Raw genomic sequence first — 26,631 nt, forward strand, 5'->3', positions numbered from 1 at the left:
TCTAAATGAATCCGTTTTTCTTGGCGTGGTCTATAGCTTCTTCTGTTTTATTGACCATTAAAAAGGGAATGTTTTTAAAATCTACAAATAGATTTTCTATTCTCTTCATTCGTTTTGAGTGATTTACACTTCGTAAATAAATAGCTTTTATTCTACCAGGAAAAAGTGTGGAAATTTCCTGATAAATATCGCCATCTTTTTCACCACTATCACCGATTAGTATAAATTTCAAATCTGGATAGGATTTTAATAAGTTCGATATCTCTTTTTGCTTCTGCGGTTTCTCATCACTTTTTGTTCTCACTTTAAAGCTCGCCATACTACGTAATAGAATAGGACCCTTGGGGAAATTATTCGTTTTCAAGAAGAGTTCAAGATATCTGTATAAATTCCACGGACTATGACTTACATAAAATATTGGGTTTGCCTCATTACCCGTTTTACCTAGATGTAGTTTTGTGTAAAAATCTGAAGTTCCCTCTAATTGTAATCGCTTGGTTGCTCGTTTGAACATGGTATTCAAAATCACTTTCCATTTTAGCGAAGAAACCACGCCTGTATGCAGAATAGTATCATCAATATCGCTGATAACCCCAAACTTGGCATGTTCACTAGGTATCAACATCTCACCGGGAAAACGATTTTGCAGAAGTATCTCCCTTTTTAAATTTGTATTGCCAAACGATAGCTCAAATTTTACCCAACCTTCATCATTTGCCAAATCTTGAAGCCCCTCTATATTCTCATCAATTAGATAATAACCATCACCATCAGTAGTACCTTCTACTGTTTCACCGTTAGAAAATGTAATTTTTAAAGGAGCATTTTTAATTTCATCGGTTTCAAAACGCTTCCATGTATTTTTAATCAAATTGAAAAAACCTTTTTGATCTAAATCGATATTTTCATCTTCAATTGCCCTACCTCTTACATACAAACGATTAGCGCTACCGTAGGACTGAAAATTAATAATCTGAAGTTTATCTTTTTTAAAAATACCCATGACGTTAAAATTACGGTCTTTCAACAACCTTTAAAATTTTTATTTCAAGAATTATTGATTTTACCACCTATAAGCAATTATAAGAGCCTGTTTCAAATGAATGTCTCTTTCACTCACTCAAAAGCAGCGTTAACTCATTACTCGTTTCACAGCCTTTAGGTTTACTATAGTTTTAGACAAGCAAATAAATAATAACCCTACTTGTTTATGCAAGTCTAAAATTCAAACATTATGAGACCAAAAAAAAATCCACAGAAAGACCTGAACAAAAAGAGCGGAACGTTCTTTGTAATCGGACTACTATTAGTATTAGGTATGGTGTACACCGCATTAGAATGGAAATCATTTGACCCTATCTATGATATTGATGTAGCCTTGAACGATGTTGATGACTCAATTGACGATGAAGAAGTTCCAATTTTCGAAATAGAAGTAACTCCGTCTCCAAAACCACCAGTTTTACCAACTGAGATAGAAATTATCGCTGATGATGATCCAACTGAAGAAACTGAAGTTATCGCCATCGAAGTAAACACGGAAACCGAGGTGATAAACGCATCAGATTTCGAGGTTATAGAAGAAGAGGAAGAGGTAAAAGTTATTTGGACAACAATTGAAGAAGTTCCGGTATTCCCAGGTTGTGAAAATGAAAAAGACAAAAGGGCTTGCTTTAATGACATGATGCAAAAGCATATTCGTAAAAACTTTCGTTACCCAGAATTAGCTCAAGAAATGAATATACAAGGTAGAGTGAATACTCAATTTATGATAAATAGTGATGGCACTATTGGAGCTATTCGAAAAAGAGGTCCACACGATGTATTAGAAAAAGAAGCCGTAAGAATTTTATCTAAATTACCAAAAATGACTCCTGGTAAACAAAGAGGTTCTGCTGTAAAAGTATCTTTCGCAATTCCTATCACATTCAAACTACAATAGTTATAAAACAAAAAAACCATCAGCAATGCTGATGGTTTTTATATTTCAAGTAAAACATTACTGTTTATTAATCTCCACTTTTTCTATAGTAATTTCTGTAGCGGTTCCTTTCTTGGCAATTGTTGCATTTTCAAATGCTTGCAATTGTGCCTCAACCTCAGCTTTTGTACCATTATAAACTACTTCTTCAGTAATAGATTCACCATTTACCGTTGTAGAATACGTAACAATAGCTTCCGCCAAATCTGCACTTTCTACATTCATTTCTATAGTAACCTCTTTTGTATCATTTAACGTTGCAACACCTTCATCTGCATGACCACCTAATATTGGCGCAATTACCAAACCTATTAAACAAGTCAATTTAATTAAGATGTTCATTGAAGGACCTGAAGTATCTTTAAAAGGATCACCAACAGTATCACCAGTTACCGCTGCCTTATGAGCTTCTGAACCTTTATACGTCATTTCACCATTAATTTCAACTCCCGCTTCAAATGACTTCTTTGCATTATCCCAAGCACCACCTGCATTGTTTTGGAAAATTGCCCATAATACACCAGATACGGTAACACCTGCCATATAACCACCTAACATTTCTGCGATAGCCAATTTATTCATTCCGAATAACATAGGAACGAATGCAATTACCAATGGAAAACCAATAGTCAACAAACCTGGCAGCATCATTTCCTTCAAAGAAGCTTTTGTAGAAATTGCTACACATTTATCATATTCTGGCTTACCTGTACCTTCCATAATACCAGGTATCTCTTTAAACTGACGTCTAACCTCCTGTACCATTTCCATTGCTGCTTTACCAACAGCATTCATTGCCAATGCAGAAAATACCACTGGCACCATACCACCAACAAATAACATGGCCAATACCGGAGCTTTAAATATGTTAATACCATCAATACCCGTGAAAGTTACATAGGCGGCAAATAATGCCAAAGATGTTAATGCTGCAGAAGCAATAGCAAAACCTTTACCTGTAGCTGCAGTTGTATTACCTACAGAATCTAATATATCTGTTCTTTCTCTTACGATAGGTTCTTGCTCACTCATTTCAGCAATACCACCTGCATTGTCAGAAATTGGTCCGAAGGCATCAATCGCCAATTGCATAGCTGTAGTTGCCATCATTGCAGAAGCAGCCAAAGCAACACCGTAAAAACCTGCAAATGCATAAGATGCCCAAATAGCACCTGCAAACAATAAAACTGATGGGAATGTAGATATCATACCCGTAGCCAAACCTGCGATAATATTCGTACCCGCACCTGTTGAAGATTGCTGTACAATTTTTAAGATCGGAGACTTCCCTAATCCTGTATAATATTCTGTTACTGAAGAAATCACTGCACCTACTACTAAACCTACCAAAGTGGCATAGAATACACGCATGGAAGATATTTCTAAAAGTCCTTCACCAAAGAATTCCATTTTCATGGTTTCAGGCAACATCCAAGTAACCAAACCAAAACATGAGATTGCAACCAAAACAATTGATGTCCAGTTACCAATATTCAAAGCACCCATTACCTCAGCTTCTTTGGCATCGTTGCTTTTTATTTTCACCAACATGGTACCGATGATAGATATAATAATACCTGCACCAGCAATTGCCATTGGCAATAATATTGGTCCGATACCACCAAAGGCATCTGTAATATTACCACCCATATCTTTAATTACATAGTTACCCAAAACCATAGCTGCTAAAACTGTTGCAACATAAGAACCAAATAAATCTGCACCCATACCGGCAACGTCACCTACGTTATCACCAACATTATCGGCAATTGTAGCTGGGTTACGTGGATCATCTTCTGGTATACCTGCCTCTACCTTACCTACTAAATCTGCACCTACATCGGCTGCTTTGGTATAAATACCACCACCTACACGAGCAAATAGTGCGATAGACTCAGCACCTAAAGAGAAACCTGCTAGGGTTTCTAAAACTATTGTCATATCCATAGTCGATGTCCAAACACCTCCCATAAAAAACTGAAAGAATAATATAAAGAATATCGTAAGTCCCAATACTGCTAAACCAGCAACACCAAGTCCCATAACAGTACCGCCACCAAAAGATATTTTTAATGCATTAGGCAAACTTGTACGTGCTGCCTGTGTAGTTCTTACATTGGTCTTGGTTGCTATTTTCATACCTATATTACCTGCGTAGGCAGAAAATACCGCTCCAAAAATAAATGCTATTACAATTAGCCAATGTGTTGTTGGCACTACGAAAGAAACGATTGCAAGCAGAATACTTACAACTACCACGAATATAGCCAGAAGCCTATATTCTGCACTTAAAAAGGCTAAGGCGCCTTCATAAATGTGATCTGATATTTCTTTCATTTTTCCATCTCCGGCATGTTGTTTCAATACCCAAGATCTTTTAATGCCCATGTAAATTAGGCCTAATACTGCCATAAGAATTGGCATGTAAATCATCATTGACTCCATTTAATCTATTGTTAGTTGTTAGTTCGACTAATGTAGTAAATTAGAATAGAATAAAAAAAGCCACTTTTTATTAAAAAAAGTGGCTTAAATGATGTAAAATATTATTTATATCACAAAAGTGCGCTTCGCTTTGTGCTCACTATCATCATATCTCTTAACACATTCGTGGTAAATTTCGACTGCTTTAGCAGCATCACTCCACCCACCTGTATCAACTTTTTTCTCTTCTAAATCTTTATATACTTGAAAGAAATGTTCGATTTCTTTTAATCTATGCGGATTCAAATCACTTATATCATTGTTATTGCTCCAGATTGGATCTGAAACTGGTACACAGATAATTTTCTCATCTGGACCTTTCTCATCTGTCATGTGAAATACACCTATAGGTTTTACTTCCATCACCGTCATTGGATACGTTGGTTCTGTTCCCATTACTAAAACGTCTAATGGATCTTTATCCAACGCTAAAGTTTCAGGTATGAATCCGTAATCACCAGGATACATCATTGAAGAAAATAACATACGATCAAAACGAATTTTATGTAAATCAAAATCGTACTCGTATTTGTTTCTGCTTCCTTTCGGAATTTCTATTAAAACATCAAAGGTTAAGCCTTTTTCTGCTGCCATATTAAAAATTGTTTAATTTATAGTTTCTTATGAAACGTTACTAAGTTGTTATAATTGTAAAAATTAATCGAATTAAAAGACAAATCCAAACGTACCGGTTACACCGAACTTTCTTGCATCGGGATTTTCTAAATAATTTCCTCTAAAATTGAAATCTAATCTGAATACTTTAAATATGTTCCCTATTCCGAAAGAATATTCATAATATATTTTATCTGAAGGCGCAAGTAACGGCGTATTTACCGCTGCGGGTGCGCTTAAAGCTATATTCTCATCAGACAATTCCCCCCAAACACCACGTAAAGCTATAATCTCCCTCAAATTATATTTTCTAAGAAATGGTATTCTTGAAAAAAACCGACCATTAAAATTATGCTGCAGATGCACTGCAGCATAGGTATCGGTCACAAATTCATAGAACTCTAAATTTGGGAAGGATCCATAATTAGAGAATAATGTCTGGTTACCTGGTACAACGCTCAACAGACCCAAAGGGACCTCACCAAATGTTTTACCAAGTTCAACCGTACTTAATAACCTACCAAAACCACCTAATTGCCAAGGTTGACTGTATGAAAACTGAAGTTTACTATAATCAAAATCACTATCAAGAACTCCTTTTGTTCCTTTCGTAAAATTTAATAATAGCGTACTATATGTATCATTAACATCTCTGCGCTCTACACCAAAACCTATAGTTTTTTTGCCAGGTGTATATAAAACAATAGCATTAAAGTCAAATTGTCGTATTTCAGAGGACACGCCCGTTGGAGATTCTGGATCAACATAATCTAAACTGAAATCATTTGGCAAAGCAGAACTTAAGGTTCTAAAAGTACCACCAACAGATAGTTTTAAATTCCTTATTGGTTCAATCTCTAAATTAAGCGCACTTAGATTAATATTCGTTAATCTATTATTTGCACCAACCGTAAATATTACAGATGAAGCAATACTACGACCAAGTACATCATTTGTTGCGGTTAAACTTACACCAAGTTGCTCTATATCTCTTCGGTTACCTCCCGAAACAATTAATCTACTGTTTTTATCTAAAAGTACTTTACCTGCTAAACCATGTTTAAATTTATGATCCTTAAAACCGTAAGCAGTGAAGCCCTCTAATCGCCAAAGATCATTTTGTCCAAAATAGGTTCTTGCACCCAATCTAACCCTTGCGCCTTCTGCACTATTATATCCAAAAAAATCATAGACAGAACCTAAATCTAGGTTCCATTTATCAACCTCAACATACCCAGACCCTAAAATACTTACAAAATTATAATAGGTTTTAAATTTGGGTACGGTCTTAAGAGTGTCGAGCAATTTGTAAATACCCTGCTCATCTTTATTTAGGCTCTCTAACCTGTTCCGTTCCCAAAAGGCATCGTCTTTAATAATCTGCGTTACGTCTAAAGGGTTTCTATCTTTTTTATAGACCTCTCTGGGTTTAACCTTGTTGAAGTCGTAATTATCATAAACACTTGTTCGTTTACCATACAACCCTTTTGATTCTTCTTTTTTGTTAAAACTGAAATCACTTAACATATAATCGCGCTTCAAAAGAAACACAGAATCATTCATTACTTCAAAATCTTGCTCAATGTAGATTTCTTTTACCCAGTTGATATTGGCACTTTTGGTAACTTGAAGATTAATGTTTTTCACCGCCCAAGTAGAATCATTTACCCAAAAGTCTCCTTTGAAGGTCAATTCGTTTTTCCGACGCGGATAGTATACAATATTATAACACCACTTATTGTCTATAAAAGCACTATCTCGGAGCGCATAATTATAAACATCTACTCCGGTTTTTGATAGCGGACTCGTAAAACTTTTATCAAAGAACTTTAAATAGTTATTATACACATCGTACTCTTGATATAAATCTTTTACGAATGCAATAATAGCTTGGTTATTTTCGAATCCGGAATTCTTATTTCCTAAAACCTCCTCTTTCTCTTCGCTGATTTTGTTATCTCCATAAACTTTAGAAAAAGTCTCGTTTAAGAAAATTGGCAAGTAGGTTTTACCTGTAATACGAGAAGTATCTAAATCTTGAAAAACAAATTCGAGCCCTTTAAACACCTTACTTTTTATAAGTGCACTATCAATTGTATTTAAATCGAACTCTACCTTTTCATATTTATCAAAAGCGTATTGATCAAACTGCCTAACACCGTTCTGGCGTTTTTTTGACCAAATTTTTCGAAGAATATCTACCGCAGGATTATTCTTTTTGGATTGCTTACCGGCTATCAACACCACTTCGTTCAACTGCTCTGCAGCCTCAACCATGGTTATTTTTAAGTCATATGCAACTTTAGAATCTAACTGAAGTTCGTAATCTGTATAACCGATAAAAGATATAATTACTGTAGGATATTCATTTTCAGACTCTAAATAAAACCGACCATCATCATTTGTAATGGTACCTTCTGTAGATTTTTTAAAGAATACGTTAGCGAAGGATACAGGCTCACCCTGCTCATCAATGACAATACCACCAATTTTGGTCTGACCTTGCCCTATGAAGACACATAGACTTAAGAATATGAAAATTATCCCTCTCATTAAAATTCGTCGTTCAATAAAAATTATTTTAACAAATAACATCCTAATAAAAAAAGCTTCTCCAGACTTGGTCGGAGAAGCTAAAGTACTTTACAAAAGTAAATCTTTTATTTGTATAAAACTCTTTTAACAGCTTCAACCACATCTTTATGATTAGGTAACCACTCTGCCAAAAGTACTGGAGAATATGGTGCTGGTGTATCTGCTGTATTAATTTTAACAACTGGTGCATCTAAGTAATCAAATGCATGTGCTTGTATATGATATGTAATTTCTGTTGCTACATTACCAAATGGCCAAGCTTCTTCTAAAATTACCAAACGGTTTGTCTTTTTAACAGATTTCAAAATAGCTTCGTAATCCAAAGGTTTTACCGTACGTAAATCAATAATCTCACAACTAATACCTTCTTTTTCTAATTCATCAGCAGCTTTATCAGCTTCTTTAATAATCTTACCAAAAGAAACAATAGTTACGTCTTTACCTTCTCTACGAATATCTGCAACACCTAATGGAATAGTGTAATCACCTTCTGGCACCTCACCTTTATCACCATACATTTGCTCAGACTCCATAAATATTACAGGGTCATTATCGCGAATTGCAGCTTTCAACAATCCTTTTGCATCTGCTGGGTTAGATGGTACAACTACTTTTAAACCCGGACAGTTGGCATACCAACTCTCAAAAGCTTGTGAGTGCGTCGCCGCCAATTGACCAGCAGAACCTGTAGGACCTCTAAATACTATAGGACAAGGAAATTGTCCACCAGACATTTGTCTGATCTTAGCAGCGTTATTTATAATTTGATCAATACCTACCAACGCAAAGTTGAAGGTCATGAATTCTATAATAGGTCTATTACCGGTCATTGTCGAACCAACGCCTATACCTGCAAAACCAAGTTCTGAGATTGGAGTATCAATAACCCTCTTTGGGCCAAACTCATCCAACATACCCTTGGAAGCCTTATATGCGCCATTATATTCCGCTACCTCTTCACCCATCAAATAGATAGATTCATCCTTCCTCATTTCTTCGGACATGGCCTCGGCTATTGCTTGCCTAAATTGTAGTGTTTTCATGTATGGTAAATATTATTCTTTGTTATACGCTATAAAGCAAGCAAAAATATGAAATATAATATCAAAAAATAGACTGCCAGATTTAAAAAAAGTTATAAAATTTACTATGCATGCATAGTAAATTAGGATTTAAATAGCTATCTTCGTCACCATTGATATAAAGTTTTTTAAACATGAAGATATTAGTTTGCATAAGTAATGTTCCAGACACTACGTCTAAGATAAATTTCACAGATGGCGATACAAAATTTGACACCAACGGTGTACAGTTTGTAATTAACCCGAATGATGAATTCGGGTTAACAAGAGCTATGTGGTTTAAAGAAAAACAAGGTGCTACAGTACACATAGCTACTGTTGGCGGTCCAACCGTTGAACCTACAATGCGCAAGGCACTAGCCATTGGAGCAGATGAAGCTTTTAGAATCAACACAGAGCCTACTGACGGATTTTCTGTTGCTCAACAACTTGCAGAAGTTGTTAAGAACGGTGGTTACGATTTAGTAATCGGCGGAAGAGAATCTATTGATTATAATGGTGGTATGGTACCAGGTATTTTGGCTTCTTTAACAAATATGAATTTCATCAATTCTTGTATTAGTCTTGAAATTGACGGAAACAATGTTACTGCTGTTAGAGAAATAGATGGTGGAAAAGAAAAATTAAGTAGTTCACTACCTTTAGTAGTAGGTGGACAAAAAGGTCTTGTTGAAGAAAGTGATTTACGTATACCTAATATGCGTGGCATTATGATGGCAAGAAAGAAAAGTCTTTCTGTTCTTGAACCGGTTGAGGCTATCAAAGCTACCGAAGACAAAAAATTCGACAAACCAGCTCCAAAAGGTCAAGTTAAACTTGCCGATAGTGTAGATCAATTAGTTGATCTATTACATAATGAGGCCAAAGTCATTTAATAACCTATTTATTAGGTAATAATTAAAAACAAAAAAGATGTCAGTTTTAGTATATACAGAATCAGAACAAGGAAAATTTAAAAAGAATGCGTTCGAGGTCGCCTCTTACGCTTCTGCAGTTGCCAAAATGATGGGTACAACTGTTACCGCAATAGCTTTCAACACTACTGAGGGTGAATCTCTTGGCGAATACGGAGTTTCTAAAGTAATGAACGTTAAAGACAGCTCATTAGAAACTTTTAACGCTGGCGGTTTCGCAGCATCTATTGCTGAAGCAGTAAAAAGTACAGATGCAAAAGTGGTGATACTTAGCTCAAGTACAGATACAAAGTATTTAGCTCCTTTATTAGCTGCCAAACTATCTGCTGGTTACGCACCAAATGTAGTTCAGGCACCAGATAGCACTGCACCATTTATGGTTAAAAGAACTGCTTTCAGTAATAAAGGTTTTGCACACACTCAAATAGATACAGATATTAAAATAGTGGGTGTATCTAATAATGCCTTTGGTGCTCACGAAAACAAGACAGAAGTTTCTGTTGAAGAAATTAGTGGCGCTGCAGATGCTGCTACGAATGATACCAAATCTGTTGAAATAGATAAAGTTGTCGGTAAAGCTACTATAGCAGATGCTGATATTGTTGTTTCTGCAGGAAGAGGAATGAAAGGACCAGAAAACTGGGGAATGATAGAAGAACTTGCAGATATCTTAGGCGCTGCAACAGCTTGCTCCAAACCAGTGTCTGATCTTGGATGGAGACCGCACGGTGAGCATGTTGGACAAACAGGAAAGCCTGTTGCAAGTAATCTTTATATTGCCATCGGTATTTCTGGAGCAATCCAACATTTAGCAGGGGTAAGTGCTTCTAAAACAAAAGTTGTAATCAATAATGACCCTGAAGCGCCTTTCTTTAAAGCTGCTGATTACGGTATTGTTGGAGACGCCTTTGAAGTAGTTCCTCAATTGATTGAAAAATTAAAGGATTTTAAAGCACAAAACGGGTAATTTTTTGTTATTTTGTGCCCCTTAAAGGGCTGTTCGTATAGTTGGAACCCCAAGTATTCGAACAGCCTTTTTTAGTTAAAAACCTATGAGTCTAGTACGATTAAAAATAAAAGGTATCTCTTACAGCCAAACTCAGAACGGAGCTTATGCTCTTATTTTGAACGAAGTTGAAGGCGATAGAAAATTACCTATAGTCATTGGCGCTTTTGAAGCTCAATCCATAGCAATTGCTTTGGAAAAAGAGATAAAGCCCCCAAGACCACTTACTCACGACCTATTTAAAAATTTTTCCGACAGGTTTGATATTGTTATCAAACAGGTGATTATACATAAATTGGTGGATGGCGTATTTTACTCTAGCATCATTTGCGAAAGAGACGGTATTGAAGAAATCATTGACGCAAGAACTAGTGATGCAATTGCCTTGGCATTGCGTTTCAACGCTCCTATATTCACCTATAAGACTATATTGGACAAAGCTGGTATTTTCTTGAAATTCTCATCTAAAGAGAAAGATCAAAAAGATAACGACGATAGTATTATGGTCGATGAAATTTTGCAAGAAGGGGAAACTATAGAAATAGAATCTGGTGCAAGCGATGGCTACACAGAACTTACTATAGATGAATTAGAAGCAGAATTAAAAAAGGCAGTCACCAACGAAGACTACGAAAAGGCGGCAAAACTGAGAGATGAAATCTCTAAACGCAACTAAACATTAAATTATAGTTTATGAAAAAGGGCAAATGGTTGCTATTTTTTGCACTGATTCTTACCACAATTACTTTTGCTCAAGACGTAGACGTAACTCAACCTTTACAAAGTACAACTGACACTACTTTGGCTGAAGATGTTGCTACTGCTGGTGTTATGGGAATGGAAATCAATGAAGGATTTTCTTTCAACAGTCTCGGCAGAGGAGTTTTAGGCATGGTAGTCTTATTATTTTTAGCCTTTTTATTCAGCTCTAACAGAAGAGCCATTAATTGGAAAACTGTAGGTATAGGTCTGGCGCTTCAATTGGTTATTGCCGTTGGTGTACTAAAAATACCTTTCGTACAATTAGTTTTTGAACAAATAGGAAGAATCTTTGTCAGCATACTAGAATTTACACGTGCGGGCAGTAAATTCCTTTTTGAAGGTTTAGTCGTTGATACTGGTACTTTCGGATACATTTTTGCTTTTCAAGTACTACCAACAATCATATTTTTCTCAGCTCTAACATCCTTACTATTTTATTTAGGATTAATACAAAAAGTAGTAAAATGGCTTGCTTGGGCACTTTCTAAAACCTTGGGTATTTCAGGACCTGAAAGTCTTTCTGTTGCCGGAAACATCTTTCTTGGGCAGACAGAAGCACCTCTTTTAATAAAAGCATACCTAGAAAAAATGACCAAATCAGAGATTCTGCTGGTTATGATTGGTGGTATGGCAACCGTTGCCGGTGCTGTTTTAGCTGCCTACATTGGGTTTTTAGGTGGTGAAGATGAATTGCTACAGTTGGTATTTGCGAAACATTTATTAGCTGCCTCCGTTATGGCTGCTCCTGGAGCGATTGTAATTTCTAAAATACTATATCCACAGACAGAAGAAGTAAATACTGAAGTTCATGTCTCTTCTGAAAAGATTGGCGCCAACGTATTAGATGCTATAGCAAATGGTACTACAGAAGGACTAAGGCTAGCTGTTAATGTAGGTGCTATGCTTTTAGTTTTCGTAGCCATTATTGCGATGGTCAACGGTATTCTAGAATGGACCGGAGATTTTACTCACTTAAATAGCTGGATAGCTGAAAATACCTCGTATTCTAAATTCTCTCTTGAAGCAATTCTAGGCACTATATTTGCCCCTTTAATGTGGTTAATTGGCGTAGCCAATGAAGACATCATGCTTATGGGTCAATTGCTAGGCATTAAATTAGTGGCAAGTGAATTTGTAGGCTATATACAATTAGCAGAACTTAAAGATCTTAGCACCTTACCACATTTAAAGTTTAACAAGTCTGTTATTATGGCTACCTATATGTTATGTGGCTTTGCAAACTTTGCATCTATTGGTATTCAAATAGGTGGTATTGGATCACTAGCACCAGGACAAAGAAAGACTTTATCTGAATTTGGAATGAAAGCTGTTCTTGGTGGTTCTCTAGCATCATTACTTTCTGCAACTATTGCAGGTATGATTTTAGGGTAGCTTATATTTTCGACTTTAATTTAGTTAATAAGATTTTCATAACCCATACTTTAAATTCTGCTCAAAAATTCATCTAAATAGTATTTTTGCAATACGTCGATGAATCAATTTGGCGTATACATAATTCTATTGCTATGAAACAATACCACGACCTTTTAAAACATGTTCTTAATGAAGGAAACCAAAAAGGTGACCGTACAGGAACCGGAACTAAAAGTGTTTTTGGGTATCAGATGAGATTTGACCTCAGCGAAGGTTTCCCCATGGTTACCACCAAAAAATTACATTTAAAATCTATTGTATATGAATTACTTTGGTTTTTAAAAGGTGATACCAACATCAAGTATTTACAAGAAAACGGTGTTCGAATCTGGAACGAATGGGCTGATGATAATGGAGATTTAGGTCCTGTTTATGGTCATCAATGGCGTAATTGGAACGATGATGAAATCGATCAAATCAAAGAAGTAGTACACTCTTTAAAAACGAACCCCAATAGTAGAAGAATGTTAGTATCTGCTTGGAACCCTAGCGTGTTGCCAGATACTTCTAAATCCTTTTCCGAGAATGTTTCTAACGACAAAGCTGCTTTACCCCCTTGCCATGCATTCTTTCAGTTTTATGTTGCAGACGGCAAATTATCTTGCCAATTGTACCAACGTAGTGCAGATATCTTCTTAGGCGTACCATTCAATATTGCATCTTACGCATTGTTCACCATGATGATGGCTCAAGTTTGTGGTTATGAAGCCGGCGATTTTATTCATACTTTCGGTGATGCCCATATTTACAATAATCATATGGAGCAGGTTGAATTGCAACTAAGCAGAGAGCCTAGAGCATTGCCAAAAATGAAAATAAATCCTGATGTGAAAGATATTTTTGATTTCAAATTTGAAGATTTTGAATTGGCAGATTACAACCCGCATCCTCATATAAAAGGGAAAGTAGCTATCTAAACTATGAAAATAAAAGCATCAATTTTACTTATCGTTTGCACCTTCATTTCAATGAATTGTTTTTCGCAAGACGATTCTATTTACTTTCCACAAGAAGAAATCGTTATTGATCAGTGTGCCGATGCTTTAGATAAAAATGACTGCTTAAGTCATAAAATTGAAGACGAAGTACTTGATATTCTAGAGGGTTTATTTAAAAAAAGGAACCAGGAAATTGATACGTTAAAAGCAAGAATCACTTTTGAATTAAATGATTTAAATCAGATTAATGATGAAAGAACTCATACTTACATCAATGATAAAAAACTGAATAAAAAATTCACTAAAGAGCTCAATCAAAGAATTGCTGAATTGCATGTTTTAAGAGTCGATAATAAAAAACCCGATAATTACAGACCAAAATACTTTTTGAATTACGATTATTTAACTAGCAATAATCAATTAAACAAAATTCCCTTAGATAGTAATTTCATTTTCAAAGGTGGTGTCATTGAAGAAACGCCCCTATTCCCCAATCAACCAAGAGTAGATGATTTAACTGATAGAAGAACCTTTACATCGCTTATGCAAAAACATATTGGTTCTAACTTTATTTATCCTAAAGAAGCTATTGCAAAAAAAGTGAGCGGTAGAGTAAGTATTATGTTCTATATTGACAAAGAAGGAAATGTTGGCAACATTAAAACAAAAGGCTCTGCACCTATTTTAGAAAATGAAGCTAGAAGAATTATTTCTTTACTCCCAAAGTTTCAACCTGGTCGTCAAAATGGTGCCCCAAAAAAGATTCCATTTTCCATTCCCATTATATTCAAGCTTTAATAGTATCAATTTCTTAATTTATCAGGTTAAACTCAATTGATCATTTTTATTTAACTTTCCATAAAAATTGTTTTCATGGTTAGTACTGATACGTTCTTAGATTTCTTTTTAGAAACCAGAGAACACACCGAGGCTATTTGCAAGCCTCTAGAAATTGAAGATTATGTGGTACAACCTATCATAGACGTCTCTCCACCAAAATGGCATCTAGGTCATACAACTTGGTTTTTTGAAGAATTTATCCTTAAATCATACGATACATCTTATACGGTTTTTGATGAAGATTTTTCATTTGTATTTAACAGCTACTACGAAACCGTAGGCAAACGTGTTGTTCGTGCCGATCGCGGTAATCTGTCTAGACCTTCAGTAAAGAAGGTGTATGAATACAGACAATATGTAACCCAAGCAATGAAGAGCCTACTAGAATCTAATGAAGACAGCACATTATTAGCTGTTCTTGAAATTGGTATTCATCACGAAAAGCAGCATCAAGAATTATTGCTTACAGATATTAAATATATTCTCGGAAACAACCCGCTATTACCTAAATACTCAGATACTTTTCTAGAATTTACCATTGAGAAAGGTACTCAAAGCTGGATTTCTATGACCGAAGGCGTTTATGAAATAGGTCATAATTCTACTGACTTCTGTTTTGATAATGAACTAGGTAGACACAAAGTATATCTACATGATTATCAAATATCAAACAAACTTGTTACTAACGCCGAATATATTGAATTCATACAGGCAGGCGGGTATAAACGTTTCGACCTTTGGCATGCCGCTGGATGGGATTGGGTACAACAAAACCAAATAACATCACCATTATATTGGCACGAGATTGATGGAATATGGTATTACTATAGCCTTAACGGATTGACTGAAGTTGATTTAGACGCACCTGTTACCCATATTTCATATTTTGAAGCATTTGCCTTTGCTCAATATAAAGAATGTCGCCTACCTACTGAATTTGAGTGGGAAGCTGCGCAGGAACAATTTAATTGGGGACAACGTTGGGAATGGACAGAAAGTGCCTACCTCCCCTACCCTAATTACAAAAAAGTTGATGGCGCTTTAGGTGAATACAACGGCAAGTTTATGGTGAACCAGAAGGTACTTAGAGGCAGCTCAATAGCAACACCTACCAAACACGCAAGACACACCTATCGCAACTTTTTTCCAACTGATTTAAAATGGCAGTTTACCGGAATAAGGTTAGCTAAATAAATACGACAGATTACGTATGCAAGACACAAAAACTACACTTACCAATACAAGTGAATTTGAAAAAGAAGTTTCTCAAGGCTTGACCGACAACCCTAAGCACTTATCTTCAATGTATTTTTACGACAAAAAAGGAGATAAGCTTTTTCAAGATATTATGGCAATGCCTACTTATTATCTAACTGATTCTGAGTACGAAATTCTTGAAAGCAATAAAGAAGAAATCTCAAATCTGTTTACCGGTTTTGGATCATTTGACTTAATTGAACTTGGTGCTGGAGATGGTAAAAAGACTAAAATTCTATTAAAAGAATTCAGCGACAAAAAAATCGACTTCACTTATGTACCTATCGATATTAGTGACAACGCATTAAATCAATTACAGAATTCTATTGAAAAAGAACTGCCAGAAGTACAAGTTCAACCTTTTCAAGGAACATATTTTGAAGCTCTTAAAGAAATAAACAATCGCGAGAACAGAAAAATAATTTTGTTTTTAGGTTCTAATATTGGCAACTTAGAGCATGAGCCGGCAGTTGTTTTTATGAATAAGATTCAAAAGCTAATGCAACCAGAAGACTTATTGTTCATGGGGTTTGACCAAAAGAAAAATCCGCAGACCATATTAGATGCCTATAATGATAAAGAAGGTGTTACCGCAGCATTCAACAAAAATGTTCTTGCTAGAATAAATACCGAACTAAGTGCAAATTTTGACTTAGAACAGTTTTTACATTGGGAAGTGTATAACCCCGAAACAGGAACTGCAAAGAGTTATTTAGTTTCGAAAATTGAACAAAGCGTACAAATTGAAAATTTAGAGTTAACAGTCAACTTTAACCAATGGGAGACTATACATACCGAAATTTCACAAAAGTATGATGATGAAATAATTAATTGGCTTGCAAAAGAATCTGGTTTAAAAATGACTACCTCGTATGAATCAAAAACATATGGCTATAAAAACTGTGTCTTTAAAAAAGCTTAGATTCTACTTCTAAATAGAATAAAAAAAGCCTGCTATTTTAAATAGCAGGCTTTGTATATTTCAGTATTATTCTTTTTACAATTCTAACACGGCATTCTCAGAACCAGCGAAATCATTCCATTGATAACGATCAGCCTCACCATCATTCACATATTCTCCATCTACAATGTACTTGAACTCAAATGAGTTCTCTTTTGGAAGATCAAAAGTACCTTTAAAAGAACCATTTTTTTGTTTCTTCAATGCGCTCTTTTTTGCGTTCCAGTTATTGAAATCGCCTACAACAGCTACTTTTTTTGCATCGTCTGTAGGTACCGTAAAAGTAACCTTACATACTGGCTTAGTTTTTAAATATTTTTTTGCAATTGCCATGATATTAGATTTAATATTTAAAGCAAAACTAGTATAATAAAATACTCATTTACAACACTTAAGAGATTTTTATCAAATCCTTAAAATTTATGCTTTTTATAGATGTACAACGAAATTTAACCCTGAAAAATTACTTTATCATGAATAGCTACTTTCCTGTTTTTAAGATTTTTACAATTGCATCTATTTCTGCTTCGGTATTATAGAAATGAAAACTTAAACGTACTCCGTCACCTCTTTGAGCACAAAACACATCATTGTCTATTAGTTTTTGATAAGTAGCTTCATTTGCTTTTATATTAAAAATAGTGCTATGCTGCTTTCTTCCCAAAACCTCATCAGATAATAGTCCTAGTTTTTGAAATTCTGCCTTTGCCTTCTCTGATAACTTACGGTTATGTGCTGTTATTTTATCCATCCCTATTCTTTCAAAAAAATCTAGAGAAAACTTTAAACTCCCAAAAATCAGCGATGACAAATGACCTGGCTCAAGTTTCTTAGCGAATCTAATTTCATCTTTTTTATCAAAATCTCCGTCAGCAGCATTAAAACCAATATTATTTATCGCAAACTCATTTTTTACTTGATCTGAAAACAACATAAATCCATTACCATAACCAGCCAACAACCACTTATAAGCACTAGCTCCTAAAACATCAATTCCAGAATTATCAAAATCAAAGCTAGCACTACCACAAAATTGAGTACCATCTACCATGATAATCAAATTAGGATGTTGTTTTTTTAAATCTTTCAAAAATCCTAAATCAATGGCAAAACCATCTAGCCACTGTACCAAACTCAAAGCAAGCACATCGATTTTCTGACTTGATATTGTTTCTTGAATACGCTCTTCTAAATCAGCAGTCATAGATATATAGGCAACCTCAAAATCTCTATTCTCAAAACTCCAATTAAGAGAAGGATAATCATTCTCAACAAGTAGCACCTTTTTCTTGGAATTTAACCCCTCTAACAACACATTAAGTCCTGATGAAAAATTGCTCACTAAAGCTACGTTCTCTCGTTTACAATTAAAGAACTTACCAACGCTAGTGCGCGTATTTGAAATTACCTTTAACGATTGCTCGCGCATATCGCTACCATCTATTAAAAAGTCTAGATCATGTTCTTGTCGCCATTCTAACAAAGAATCATACAGCAAACCATATACTGCAGTGTTCGCATAAATACCTTTTCTTAAAACTGGGAATTCTTTTCTAAATTTTTCCATTGATTATAGCGTATAATACATTTCCTGTATCTTTATACCAAAGATAGGAAGAGTATGTTTTCTAGAAATAAAAATACCTCCAAATTAGATTTAGAGCAGCATGAGCTATTAGAGAATGCTCAAAAAAGGGTTAAACAAAAAAAACGCCTTTACACGCATTTCGTAGTATTTTTAGTTGGTAGTGTTTTCTTGGTGCTTATTAATAAAATATTAAAATACGGACAAGAATATAATTGGTTTGTTTGGGCAATTACCTTTTGGGGATTTCTGTTTGTGCTACATATTTTTAATGTCTTTATTACCAATAAATTCATGGGTAATGACTGGGAACGCGCTCAAAGAGAAAAATTAGTAGCGAAGCAAAAGCAACGTATTGCTGAAATGGAAAAAGAAATTGAACAGGAAATAAAACAACCTACCTCAATTGAACCCGAACCTAAAAAAAAACTACTTTGAGTACACTCATAATGATTGCTGCGGCAGCAGAAAACAACGCGCTTGGCAAAGACAACGATTTACTTTGGCATTTGCCAGATGATTTTAAAAGATTCAAGAAATTAACGTCTGGTCATAAAATTATCATGGGTAGAAAAACATATGAAAGTTTCCCTAAGCCTTTACCAAATAGAACTCACATTATCATTACCAGAGATAAAAATTACTCGGTAGACTATGATGAATGTATTGTTGTGCACTCTTTAGATGAAGCAATAGATTTAGTAGACAATGAAATTGCCTTTATAATTGGTGGCGGAGAAATTTATAAGCAAGGTGAAAAACGTTCTGACAAAATAGAACTAACCCGTGTGCATGCCACTTTTGAAGATGCGGATACCTTTTTTCCAGAAATTGACGAGAACTATTGGATGCTAACAAACCAAGAGTTTCACCCAACAGACGAAAAACACAAGTTATCATTCACTTATTTAACCTACGTTAAAAAAGAGAATATCCTTAAAAGTCTTTAAAAGATACAGTGTATTTAGGCTTAGCCGATTCTAAAATCGAAATAAGTACTTTTTCATCGTCATTTGTGTAAAATTGATGTGTACCCTGCTGTGCAGCACCTGTCAACAATTCATTTTTCTCTAAAACTGTTTTAGTTTGTCGAGCCACCGCCTGTCCAGAGTCAATTATAGTTACATTTTCTGGTAGCATATTTTTCAATAGCGGAATTAAATATGGGTAATGCGTACAGCCTAAAACAAGATAATCCATTCCCTTTTCAAGCATAGGCTTTATATACCCCTCTAACAATTGGTATAATTCATCGCTTTGAAGATTTCCGTTTTCAATCATCTCTACTAAACCGGTACCTCGTTGTTCCAAAACTGTTATACCTGCAGCATGATTTTTTGAGGTACTATGAAACAAACTACTCGACAAAGTCCCCTTAGTAGCTAAAACGCCCACAATCTTAGATTTGGTATTTATAGCCGCAGGTTTTAATGCAGGCTCAATACCTATAAAAGGAACAGTATAGTTTGCCCTTAAATAATCAATAGCGTTTGTCGTTGCCGTATTACAGGCAACGACTATAATCTTACAACCCTGGCTTAATAAATATTCAGTATTCTTTATACTCAGTTCTAGAATTCGCTCTTCAGATTTTTCACCATAAGGTGCATTCTTACTATCTGCTAAATAAATACAATCTTCATTAGGCATAAGCTCTTGAATTTCGCCCCAGATAGATGTGCCGCCAATACCAGAATCAAAAATACCTATTTGCCTATCGTCCATATTATTTAAACACTTCTGTTATAGGCTTACCAGTTGCTCCATTTGGAAAAGATATACCTAACAACGCCGAAATGGTTGGTGCAATATCAGGAATCTCTGTTCTGTTAACTGTCGAACCCGGTTTTACACCCATACCATAAAACAATAATGGCGCATGTGTATCATAAATTTGTGGTGAGCCATGTGTAGACCCTGTAGTATTATAAGAAATAAATCCTGGTTTTAAAACTACCAATACATCACCCGATCTTTTTTGGTTATAGCCATTTTGCAAGATATAAGGAATACCATGTGTGTAATTAGTACTCCACATTTGATTTGCAGTATAGACCCTATCTATTGCATCGTAACCTAAAACTTCTTGAGCTATTTCGACTTGCACCTCAGCCAAGCTAAGGTCTAGGTTTTTAACAATTTTATGATCTAAAAATATTTGATCATTAGAATAGTTTTTAATAATTTCTTCTGTACCATACTTATACTGTAAAAACTCCGCCAACCTTTTTTTGTTCGCCGCTGTGTTTATATAACCTGACGGTATTTTTTCACTTTTTAAATACGTTGGCACCTCAACTGCTCCATGATCTGCAGTTAAGAATAACGTATACTCTCCTTCTCCTACGTTCTTATCCAAAGCTTTGAAAAACCTTTCTAAATCTGCATCTAACCTTAAATAAGTATCTTGAACTTCTTTTGAATTTACGCCATACATATGCCCAACATAATCAGTACTTGAAAAACTTACCGCTAGAAAATCTGTTATATCGTCTTTACCCAAACCCTCTTGCTTCAATGCCTCTATAGCAAAATCTGCAGTTAAAGAATTACCAAATGGCGTTGCCTTTATAATATCAAAATCTTTTGTCTTATCTAGTAAAACAGGAGTATTGTGAGGGAATGAAGTTGTTGACTCCCCTTCAAATTTTCCTTCAAAAAGATTATTATCAGTTCCGCTCTCTTTGTACTCCTTAATATCTTTTAACGTATTCCATTCTCTTTTATAAGATTGTGCTGTTCCAGATGAATTAAAATCATTAACCCATTTTGGAAGTTGATTCATGTAATAAGAACTTGTTATCCATTTTGCTTCATCTGCACCATGAAACCAATAAGCCGCGTTAGCCGTATGACCACCAGGTAAAACGGCACCTCTATCCTTTAAGGCAATGGCGATGGTTTTGCCTTGCATTTGATTATTTAAACGAACTTCGTCTGTTATCGTGGTAACGCCCATAAGGTGTGGTGACATTTTTCCTGCATCTGCCGTTGTCCCTACAGATGTATACGTATCATCACTGGCACAATACACACTTTCACCAATCTCTTTATCATACCAATTATTACCGATTATACCGTGCACTGCAGGTGTTGTACCAGTATATACAGATGTGTGCCCCGGTCCTGTGCTTGTTGGCGCATAATTGAAATGGTTGTTTTTACAATTAAATCCTTGTTCTACAAGTCTTTTGAATCCATCATTGCCAAAATGATCGTAAAAACGTGTTATATAATCATAACGCATTTGATCTACTACAATACCAACTACCAATTTCGGTTTCACCCTTAAAAGGTCATCATTTGAATTTTCCTTATTTTTCTTTTGAGCGTTTAAAGCGTTTACCAATAACATCGTGCTTACAAATAAAGAAGCGACAAAATATTTTTTCATTTTCATACGGATAGGATTGTAACACAAATGTAAAATAATTTACATCTTTAAAGATTAAACGGAGGTTAAATCAGGTCCTTTATTGTTATTTTTACGGTAAGAAATATATTTTCAATCAATGAACTATTTAGCATCTGTAGGGAGCTATGCAATTATGATCCGCGAGGTTTTTAAAAAACCTACGAAATGGAGAATAATGAAGTCCCTTATATTCAAGGAAATAGATGAGTTGATTTTTAGCTCACTGGGCATTATCATATTCATTTCGTTTTTTATCGGTGCCGTTGTAGCCATACAAACAGCACTTAATCTTACCAACCCATTAATACCGCGAGATTTAATTGGTTTTGCAACTCGACAATCTGTAATATTAGAATTTGCACCAACTTTTGTATCTATTATCATGGCTGGCAAAGTAGGATCCTATATTACATCTAGTATTGGCACTATGCGTGTAACCGAGCAAATAGATGCTTTAGAGGTAATGGGTGTTAATTCATTAAATTACTTAGTATTTCCTAAGATTATTGCAATGCTTTTTTACCCATTCGCCATTGCAATTTCTATGTATGTTGGAATATTCGGAGGTTGGATGGCCGGAGTTTTCGGCGGATTTTTAACTAGTGAAGATTTTATTACAGGATTGCAATCAGATTTTGTTCCTTTTCATATTGCATATGCATTTGTTAAAACCTTGATTTTTGCTTTTGCAATTGCGACGATACCATCATTCCATGGATTTTATATGCGCGGCGGAGCTCTAGAAGTTGGTAAGGCAAGTACAACCGCGTTCGTTTGGACGAGTGTTGTAATTATCATACTCAACTACATATTAACCCAACTTTTACTAGGATAATGATAGAAGTACGAGACATACATAAATCTTTTGGCGATGCTCATATCCTCAAGGGGATTTCGACCACTTTCGAAAAAGGGAAAACTAATTTAATCATTGGGCAAAGTGGATCAGGTAAAACCGTTTTTCTAAAATGTTTATTGGGTCTTTTTGAACCTGAAGAAGGTGGTATTGCATATGACGGAAAATTATATGCTGATCTTGCCGATGAAGAGAAACGTGACCTTAGACAAGAAATGGGCATGGTTTTTCAAGGTAGCGCCCTTTTTGATAGTATGACAGTTGAAGGTAATGTAAAGTTCCCTTTAGAAATGTTTACCAAACAGTCTAAATCTGAAATGAAAGACCGTGTAGATGCAGTGCTAAAAAGGGTAAACCTAATTGATGCGCATCATAAATTTCCATCTGAGATTTCTGGAGGTATGCAAAAACGTGTGGCTATTGCTCGTGCGATAGTTATGAATCCTAAATATCTTTTTTGTGACGAACCAAATTCTGGTTTAGACCCTAAGACCGCTATTCTTATTGACAACCTTATCAAAGAAATTACCGAGGAGTATAATATCACTACAGTAATAAATACTCATGATATGAACTCGGTAATGCAAATAGGTGAAAAAATAACCTTCCTAAAAGACGGACTCCTAGAATGGGAAGGGACTAAAAACGAAATCTTCAAAACGGACAATGAAGCGGTAACTAATTTTGTTTATTCATCTGACCTTTTCAAGAAAGTACGCCAAATGTATATTAAAGAACAAAACTAAGCCTACTCTATAGGCACCTCTTTAATCTGAATATTCTTATTACTCAATCTTAGACGCAACCAATCTTGTAGCTTGGTCATATCTTTAACCGTTTCTGCTCTTTTGGCTTCCTTTTTCCATGTCACCTCAAATAATGGTATGCTATCGGTTTTAGCAAAATCTGTTGAAATTAAATAAGCATAACCTATTCGCTCTAAATTTTCATAATTTGTTTTTGCCTCAAGACTAATTTCTTGAAAAGGAATTTGATTTGATGAAATTTGATTTAAGCGCATCAACTCAGTCTCTAGAACCTGTATTTTCTCATCTTTACTGGTTAGAATACTTTTCTGAGATTCATATAACTCATTTACATATTTAAGTTCATTCGCCTCATCGCTTCTAGAACCCTGAACAACGGCAAGCTCAGTACCATTTAATTGTTTATAACCTGCCATTTGCGTACGCCACATTGCAATTACATTTTCAGGTATGCCCTCATTACCCATAAAGAACAATTCAATTTTAGAATTACCCTTATCATCGTAAGCTACTTCACTAAAATCTCTAAGAAATCTACCTTCGCCAGTGAATTGATATGGTTCTATTTTTTCTGTAATAAAAGACTCTGCATCCCTATTAAATAATGACTTTTTAAATACGTTATAGAATGTAAAACCTGCAGGTATCATAACCAAAACAGCCAATAAAGAAGCTAGCCTAGCTATTAATTTTCTTCGTTGCGAATTTACGTAACGAACCATGGGAAATTTCAAGAGCTTTATAACCAAGAAGGTTGCCAAGGCTATAAAAATTGTATTAATAATGAACAGATACATTGCACCACTTGCATACTCCCAGTTTCCGATAGCTAAACCAAACCCTACCGTACATAAAGGCGGCATTAAAGCTGTGGCAATTGCAACACCAAAAATTACACTAGCAATTGTACCTTTTTTAGCACGGGCTATCACTAATGCTAAACCACCAAAAAATGCTATTAAAACATCTCTAATATCTGGTTCTGTCCTAGCCAAAAGCTCTGAGGATTCATCCCTTAAAGGAAAAAAGCGATAAAACAAATACGCTGTGATGACACTAAGAACTACCATTACAGCAAAATTCTTTAATGATCTTTTTAATGTATCTATATCATTAATTGCAACTGACATCCCTATTCCTAAAATAGGCCCCATAAGTGGCGATATTAACATGGCGCCAATTACTACCGCAGTAGAATTGGCATTAAGACCAATAGATGCAATAAAAATAGAACAAATCAAAATCCAAGAAGTATGCCCCTTAAAAGGAATATCTGCAATAATAGCTTCTTTAGTTGCTTGTTGATCTGTATTGGTTCTAATGTCCAACAACTCAGAAAGAAACTTTTTTACACTACCTAAAAGACCTTGAAAATCTTTTTTCACTTCTTCACTACCACTACCCTCATTATTGTTAGGGGTAATATTATCTTGATTAAGATTGTTCTCCATATTTAAGCGAATTCATCACCAAAGGTATCCTTTACCTTATTTAAAACTTGTTTAATATCTTGTTCTTTGGTCTTTGGATAGATCAAAAGTACTTCATCTTTATCAACTATAATATAATCGTTAAGTCCGTCTACAACAACAACTTTACCAGCTTTAGATCTAATCATATTACCATTAGCATCTTCGGTCAACACTTTAGCATTTACTATAGCATTTTTATTCTCATCTTTATCTAGCTTGTCGTATAACGAACCCCAAGTACCTAAATCATTCCAATCAAAAGTAGCTTCTTTCACATAGATCGCTTTTGAATTTTCTAAAATAGCGTAATCGATGGATATATTTTCAGCCTTTGGATAGTTCTCAGAGATAAATTTCTTTTCATCGTCAGTATTATAGCACACTAGACCATCTCTAAACAACGCATATTGTTTAGGTTGAAAATTTTCAAATGCATTGACTATAGTTTTTGCACTCCACATAAATATTCCTGCATTCCACAAAAAGTTACCTTGTGCAAGAAAATCTTTTGCAGTTTCATAATCAGGTTTTTCTCTAAACTGATTTACTTTTTTAATTGAAGCAGTATCAGTTTTATTAGACTCTATATACCCAAAACCTGTATTAGGGAAAGAAGGTTTTATACCTAACGTACATAAAACATCTTCGGTTTCACACTTTTTAAAACATGCGGTAACATCTTTTGCAAATGCATCTTCATCTTCTATCCAATGATCACTTGGTGCAACAATCATTACCGCATTTTCATTCATCTTTTGAATTTTCATTGCGGCATATAAAATACATGGTGCTGTATTTCTCATTGCAGGTTCAAGAACTACTTGTTCTTGTTTTACCATTGGTAATTGCTCTAACACCAAATCATTATAACGTTCATTGGTAAGAATCAAAATATTCTCAGTAGGTACGAATTTGTTTAATCTTTGAAACGTTTTTTGAATAAGAGTATCACCCGTACCTAACATATCATGAAATTGCTTCGGATTCTCACTTGTACTTATTGGCCAGAATCTAGATCCTACTCCGCCTGCCATTAAAACGGCATAATAATTTTTGTTCATGTCAGCTTTTTATTAATTCGACTTCAGCATTTGGTTGAAAAAGAAACATCCTCCCTGAGGATAATTCTACACACTCATAACGCTTAGTTCGTTTATTTCCTTTTTTAAATAATTTACCATTATAGATGCGAAACACACACCCGATTGGTAATTCGTAAACGTAAGTTTTTTCCGATTGTTGTTCATCGAATTGTTTTAAAGCAATAGATAACTGAGCGTCAGTACTACTACTTGCCTTTGGATTTTTAAAATGTCTAGCTAATAACGGTAATAATTGCGATGGAAATATCTCTGGTCTAATAAACGGGATCATTAAATGTTGAAATGTTTTTTTCCATTCTAGACCATGCGGTTTAATACCACGCCCATATTTCTCAAAAGCAATTAAATGGGCAATTTCGTGAATTAAAGTAATTAAAAACCTGTATTTATTTAAAGAAGCATTTACTGTTATTTGATGATTACCGTCTTTTCTTCTTCTATAATCTCCATGCCTAGTTACACGCTCATTAACGATTTTTAAATGCACCTGAGTATCCTTAATTAGTTCAAAACAAGGACTAACCGCTAACTCAGGAAGATATTTAGCTAATGTTTGCTGCATTA

General features: G+C 34.9%; 25 protein-coding genes. 13 read left to right on the forward strand and 12 right to left on the reverse strand.

Annotation, left to right across the window (positions count from 1 at the left end):
- Window position 1: 1 nt before the first annotated feature.
- Window positions 2-1,027 (reverse strand): App1 family protein, encoded by a 1,026-nt coding sequence (locus Q4500_RS14345; RefSeq protein ID WP_368389771.1) that lies wholly within the window; start codon window positions 1,025-1,027, stop codon window positions 2-4.
- 207 nt (window positions 1,028-1,234) lie between these two features.
- Between Q4500_RS14345 and Q4500_RS14350 the strand changes: the two genes are divergently transcribed.
- Window positions 1,235-1,942 (forward strand): energy transducer TonB, encoded by a 708-nt coding sequence (locus Q4500_RS14350; protein ID WP_303600321.1) that lies wholly within the window; start codon window positions 1,235-1,237, stop codon window positions 1,940-1,942.
- A gap of 57 nt (window positions 1,943-1,999) precedes the next feature.
- On the opposite strand, the gene Q4500_RS14355 is transcribed toward Q4500_RS14350, so the two are convergent.
- From Q4500_RS14355 to Q4500_RS14370, 4 genes are all read right to left on the reverse strand, one after another.
- Window positions 2,000-4,426, reverse strand: coding sequence for a sodium-translocating pyrophosphatase (locus tag Q4500_RS14355; RefSeq protein WP_303600322.1), 2,427 nt, complete (start codon window positions 4,424-4,426; stop codon window positions 2,000-2,002).
- Between the two features lie 105 nt (window positions 4,427-4,531).
- Complete coding sequence (locus Q4500_RS14360; RefSeq protein ID WP_303600323.1) at window positions 4,532-5,059, reverse strand: inorganic diphosphatase; 528 nt, start codon at window positions 5,057-5,059, stop codon at window positions 4,532-4,534.
- A 72-nt stretch (window positions 5,060-5,131) separates the two neighbouring features.
- The gene (locus Q4500_RS14365) at window positions 5,132-7,633 is read right to left on the reverse strand and encodes a DUF5686 family protein (RefSeq protein ID WP_303600324.1); all 2,502 of its coding nucleotides are present in this window, start codon (window positions 7,631-7,633) and stop codon (window positions 5,132-5,134) included.
- A 107-nt stretch (window positions 7,634-7,740) separates the two neighbouring features.
- Window positions 7,741-8,718, reverse strand: coding sequence for a pyruvate dehydrogenase complex E1 component subunit beta (locus Q4500_RS14370; RefSeq protein WP_073247098.1), 978 nt, complete (start codon window positions 8,716-8,718; stop codon window positions 7,741-7,743).
- 173 nt (window positions 8,719-8,891) lie between these two features.
- Between Q4500_RS14370 and Q4500_RS14375 the strand changes: the two genes are divergently transcribed.
- The 8 genes from Q4500_RS14375 (at window position 8,892) to egtD (ending at window position 16,830) form a co-directional block, all read left to right on the forward strand.
- Window positions 8,892-9,632: an electron transfer flavoprotein subunit beta/FixA family protein gene (locus Q4500_RS14375; RefSeq protein WP_303600325.1), complete on the forward strand. Its 741-nt coding sequence runs from the start codon at window positions 8,892-8,894 to the stop codon at window positions 9,630-9,632.
- A gap of 37 nt (window positions 9,633-9,669) precedes the next feature.
- On the forward strand, window positions 9,670-10,638 hold the full coding sequence (locus Q4500_RS14380; protein WP_303600326.1) for an electron transfer flavoprotein subunit alpha/FixB family protein: 969 nt from the start codon (window positions 9,670-9,672) through the stop codon (window positions 10,636-10,638).
- A gap of 85 nt (window positions 10,639-10,723) precedes the next feature.
- Complete coding sequence (locus Q4500_RS14385; protein WP_073247103.1) at window positions 10,724-11,353, forward strand: bifunctional nuclease family protein; 630 nt, start codon at window positions 10,724-10,726, stop codon at window positions 11,351-11,353.
- A gap of 155 nt (window positions 11,354-11,508) precedes the next feature.
- Window positions 11,509-12,831 carry a NupC/NupG family nucleoside CNT transporter gene (locus tag Q4500_RS14390; protein WP_244534077.1) on the forward strand — a complete coding sequence of 441 codons (1,323 nt, stop codon included), beginning with the start codon at window positions 11,509-11,511 and terminating at the stop codon, window positions 12,829-12,831.
- Between the two features lie 134 nt (window positions 12,832-12,965).
- Window positions 12,966-13,790, forward strand: a complete 825-nt coding sequence (locus Q4500_RS14395; protein ID WP_303600327.1) for a thymidylate synthase — start codon at window positions 12,966-12,968, stop codon at window positions 13,788-13,790.
- A gap of 3 nt (window positions 13,791-13,793) precedes the next feature.
- Complete coding sequence (locus Q4500_RS14400; RefSeq protein ID WP_303600328.1) at window positions 13,794-14,609, forward strand: energy transducer TonB; 816 nt, start codon at window positions 13,794-13,796, stop codon at window positions 14,607-14,609.
- A gap of 75 nt (window positions 14,610-14,684) precedes the next feature.
- Window positions 14,685-15,845, forward strand: a complete 1,161-nt coding sequence (gene egtB / locus Q4500_RS14405; RefSeq protein WP_303600329.1) for an ergothioneine biosynthesis protein EgtB — start codon at window positions 14,685-14,687, stop codon at window positions 15,843-15,845.
- Window positions 15,846-15,861: 16 nt separating this feature from the next.
- The gene (gene egtD, locus Q4500_RS14410; RefSeq protein WP_303600330.1) at window positions 15,862-16,830 is read left to right on the forward strand and encodes an L-histidine N(alpha)-methyltransferase; all 969 of its coding nucleotides are present in this window, start codon (window positions 15,862-15,864) and stop codon (window positions 16,828-16,830) included.
- Window positions 16,831-16,905: 75 nt separating this feature from the next.
- On the opposite strand, the gene Q4500_RS14415 is transcribed toward egtD, so the two are convergent.
- Window positions 16,906-17,202: an isoamylase early set domain-containing protein gene (locus tag Q4500_RS14415; protein ID WP_133674658.1), complete on the reverse strand. Its 297-nt coding sequence runs from the start codon at window positions 17,200-17,202 to the stop codon at window positions 16,906-16,908.
- A gap of 148 nt (window positions 17,203-17,350) precedes the next feature.
- A complete protein-coding gene (locus Q4500_RS14420) occupies window positions 17,351-18,436 on the reverse strand; it encodes an aminotransferase class V-fold PLP-dependent enzyme (protein ID WP_303600331.1) in 1,086 nt (361 codons plus the stop codon).
- Between the two features lie 54 nt (window positions 18,437-18,490).
- On the opposite strand from Q4500_RS14420, the gene Q4500_RS14425 reads away from it, so the two are divergent.
- Window positions 18,491-18,892: a 2TM domain-containing protein gene (locus Q4500_RS14425; protein ID WP_303600332.1), complete on the forward strand. Its 402-nt coding sequence runs from the start codon at window positions 18,491-18,493 to the stop codon at window positions 18,890-18,892.
- 11 nt (window positions 18,893-18,903) lie between these two features.
- The gene (locus Q4500_RS14430) at window positions 18,904-19,404 is read left to right on the forward strand and encodes a dihydrofolate reductase (RefSeq protein ID WP_303600364.1); all 501 of its coding nucleotides are present in this window, start codon (window positions 18,904-18,906) and stop codon (window positions 19,402-19,404) included.
- Here the strand turns inward: Q4500_RS14430 and murI are convergent.
- Window positions 19,391-20,179 (reverse strand): glutamate racemase, encoded by a 789-nt coding sequence (gene murI / locus Q4500_RS14435; protein WP_303600333.1) that lies wholly within the window; start codon window positions 20,177-20,179, stop codon window positions 19,391-19,393. The two genes, Q4500_RS14430 and murI, sit on opposite strands and share 14 nt — an antisense overlap.
- A 1-nt stretch (window position 20,180) precedes the next feature.
- Window positions 20,181-21,848 (reverse strand): alkaline phosphatase PafA, encoded by a 1,668-nt coding sequence (gene pafA, locus Q4500_RS14440; protein WP_303600365.1) that lies wholly within the window; start codon window positions 21,846-21,848, stop codon window positions 20,181-20,183.
- Between the two features lie 118 nt (window positions 21,849-21,966).
- Here pafA and Q4500_RS14445 point away from each other — a divergent pair, with 118 nt between their 5' ends.
- Window positions 21,967-22,704 carry an ABC transporter permease gene (locus Q4500_RS14445; RefSeq protein WP_303600334.1) on the forward strand — a complete coding sequence of 246 codons (738 nt, stop codon included), beginning with the start codon at window positions 21,967-21,969 and terminating at the stop codon, window positions 22,702-22,704.
- On the forward strand, window positions 22,704-23,471 hold the full coding sequence (locus Q4500_RS14450) for an ABC transporter ATP-binding protein (protein WP_303600335.1): 768 nt from the start codon (window positions 22,704-22,706) through the stop codon (window positions 23,469-23,471). Before Q4500_RS14445 ends, Q4500_RS14450 begins: the two co-directional genes overlap by 1 nt.
- A gap of 2 nt (window positions 23,472-23,473) precedes the next feature.
- Here Q4500_RS14450 and Q4500_RS14455 read toward each other — a convergent pair whose 3' ends face one another.
- From Q4500_RS14455 to Q4500_RS14465, 3 genes are read right to left on the reverse strand one after another with little or no spacing between them, the layout of a single operon-like run.
- Window positions 23,474-24,943 (reverse strand): DUF389 domain-containing protein, encoded by a 1,470-nt coding sequence (locus Q4500_RS14455; RefSeq protein WP_303600336.1) that lies wholly within the window; start codon window positions 24,941-24,943, stop codon window positions 23,474-23,476.
- A 2-nt stretch (window positions 24,944-24,945) separates the two neighbouring features.
- Window positions 24,946-26,025 (reverse strand): mannose-1-phosphate guanylyltransferase, encoded by a 1,080-nt coding sequence (locus Q4500_RS14460; RefSeq protein WP_303600337.1) that lies wholly within the window; start codon window positions 26,023-26,025, stop codon window positions 24,946-24,948.
- 1 nt (window position 26,026) lies between these two features.
- Entirely contained in the window at window positions 26,027-26,629 is a 603-nt protein-coding gene (locus tag Q4500_RS14465) for a SprT-like domain-containing protein (protein WP_303600338.1), read from the reverse strand.
- Between the last annotated feature and the right edge of the window lie 2 nt (window positions 26,630-26,631).

The sequence above is a fragment of the Maribacter sp. 1_MG-2023 genome (genome assembly GCF_030547005.1).
GTDB lineage: Bacteria > Bacteroidota > Bacteroidia > Flavobacteriales > Flavobacteriaceae > Maribacter.

Coding starts and splice junctions, on each gene's coding strand:
- Q4500_RS14355 (WP_303600322.1), bottom strand. CDS start 4,426: ATGGAGTCAATGATGATTTACATGCCAATTCTTATGGCAGTATTAGGC.
- Q4500_RS14400 (WP_303600328.1), top strand. CDS start 13,794: ATGAAAATAAAAGCATCAATTTTACTTATCGTTTGCACCTTCATTTCA.
- egtB (WP_303600329.1), top strand. CDS start 14,685: ATGGTTAGTACTGATACGTTCTTAGATTTCTTTTTAGAAACCAGAGAA.
- Q4500_RS14385 (WP_073247103.1), top strand. CDS start 10,724: ATGAGTCTAGTACGATTAAAAATAAAAGGTATCTCTTACAGCCAAACT.
- Q4500_RS14360 (WP_303600323.1), bottom strand. CDS start 5,059: ATGGCAGCAGAAAAAGGCTTAACCTTTGATGTTTTAATAGAAATTCCG.
- Q4500_RS14365 (WP_303600324.1), bottom strand. CDS start 7,633: ATGAGAGGGATAATTTTCATATTCTTAAGTCTATGTGTCTTCATAGGG.
- pafA (WP_303600365.1), bottom strand. CDS start 21,848: ATGAAAAAATATTTTGTCGCTTCTTTATTTGTAAGCACGATGTTATTG.
- Q4500_RS14370 (WP_073247098.1), bottom strand. CDS start 8,718: ATGAAAACACTACAATTTAGGCAAGCAATAGCCGAGGCCATGTCCGAA.
- Q4500_RS14445 (WP_303600334.1), top strand. CDS start 21,967: ATGAACTATTTAGCATCTGTAGGGAGCTATGCAATTATGATCCGCGAG.
- Q4500_RS14420 (WP_303600331.1), bottom strand. CDS start 18,436: ATGGAAAAATTTAGAAAAGAATTCCCAGTTTTAAGAAAAGGTATTTAT.
- Q4500_RS14455 (WP_303600336.1), bottom strand. CDS start 24,943: ATGGAGAACAATCTTAATCAAGATAATATTACCCCTAACAATAATGAG.
- Q4500_RS14425 (WP_303600332.1), top strand. CDS start 18,491: ATGTTTTCTAGAAATAAAAATACCTCCAAATTAGATTTAGAGCAGCAT.
- Q4500_RS14450 (WP_303600335.1), top strand. CDS start 22,704: ATGATAGAAGTACGAGACATACATAAATCTTTTGGCGATGCTCATATC.
- Q4500_RS14375 (WP_303600325.1), top strand. CDS start 8,892: ATGAAGATATTAGTTTGCATAAGTAATGTTCCAGACACTACGTCTAAG.
- Q4500_RS14465 (WP_303600338.1), bottom strand. CDS start 26,629: ATGCAGCAAACATTAGCTAAATATCTTCCTGAGTTAGCGGTTAGTCCT.
- Q4500_RS14415 (WP_133674658.1), bottom strand. CDS start 17,202: ATGGCAATTGCAAAAAAATATTTAAAAACTAAGCCAGTATGTAAGGTT.
- Q4500_RS14395 (WP_303600327.1), top strand. CDS start 12,966: ATGAAACAATACCACGACCTTTTAAAACATGTTCTTAATGAAGGAAAC.
- Q4500_RS14350 (WP_303600321.1), top strand. CDS start 1,235: ATGAGACCAAAAAAAAATCCACAGAAAGACCTGAACAAAAAGAGCGGA.
- Q4500_RS14380 (WP_303600326.1), top strand. CDS start 9,670: ATGTCAGTTTTAGTATATACAGAATCAGAACAAGGAAAATTTAAAAAG.
- Q4500_RS14460 (WP_303600337.1), bottom strand. CDS start 26,025: ATGAACAAAAATTATTATGCCGTTTTAATGGCAGGCGGAGTAGGATCT.
- Q4500_RS14390 (WP_244534077.1), top strand. CDS start 11,509: ATGGGAATGGAAATCAATGAAGGATTTTCTTTCAACAGTCTCGGCAGA.
- murI (WP_303600333.1), bottom strand. CDS start 20,179: ATGGACGATAGGCAAATAGGTATTTTTGATTCTGGTATTGGCGGCACA.
- Q4500_RS14430 (WP_303600364.1), top strand. CDS start 18,904: ATGATTGCTGCGGCAGCAGAAAACAACGCGCTTGGCAAAGACAACGAT.
- egtD (WP_303600330.1), top strand. CDS start 15,862: ATGCAAGACACAAAAACTACACTTACCAATACAAGTGAATTTGAAAAA.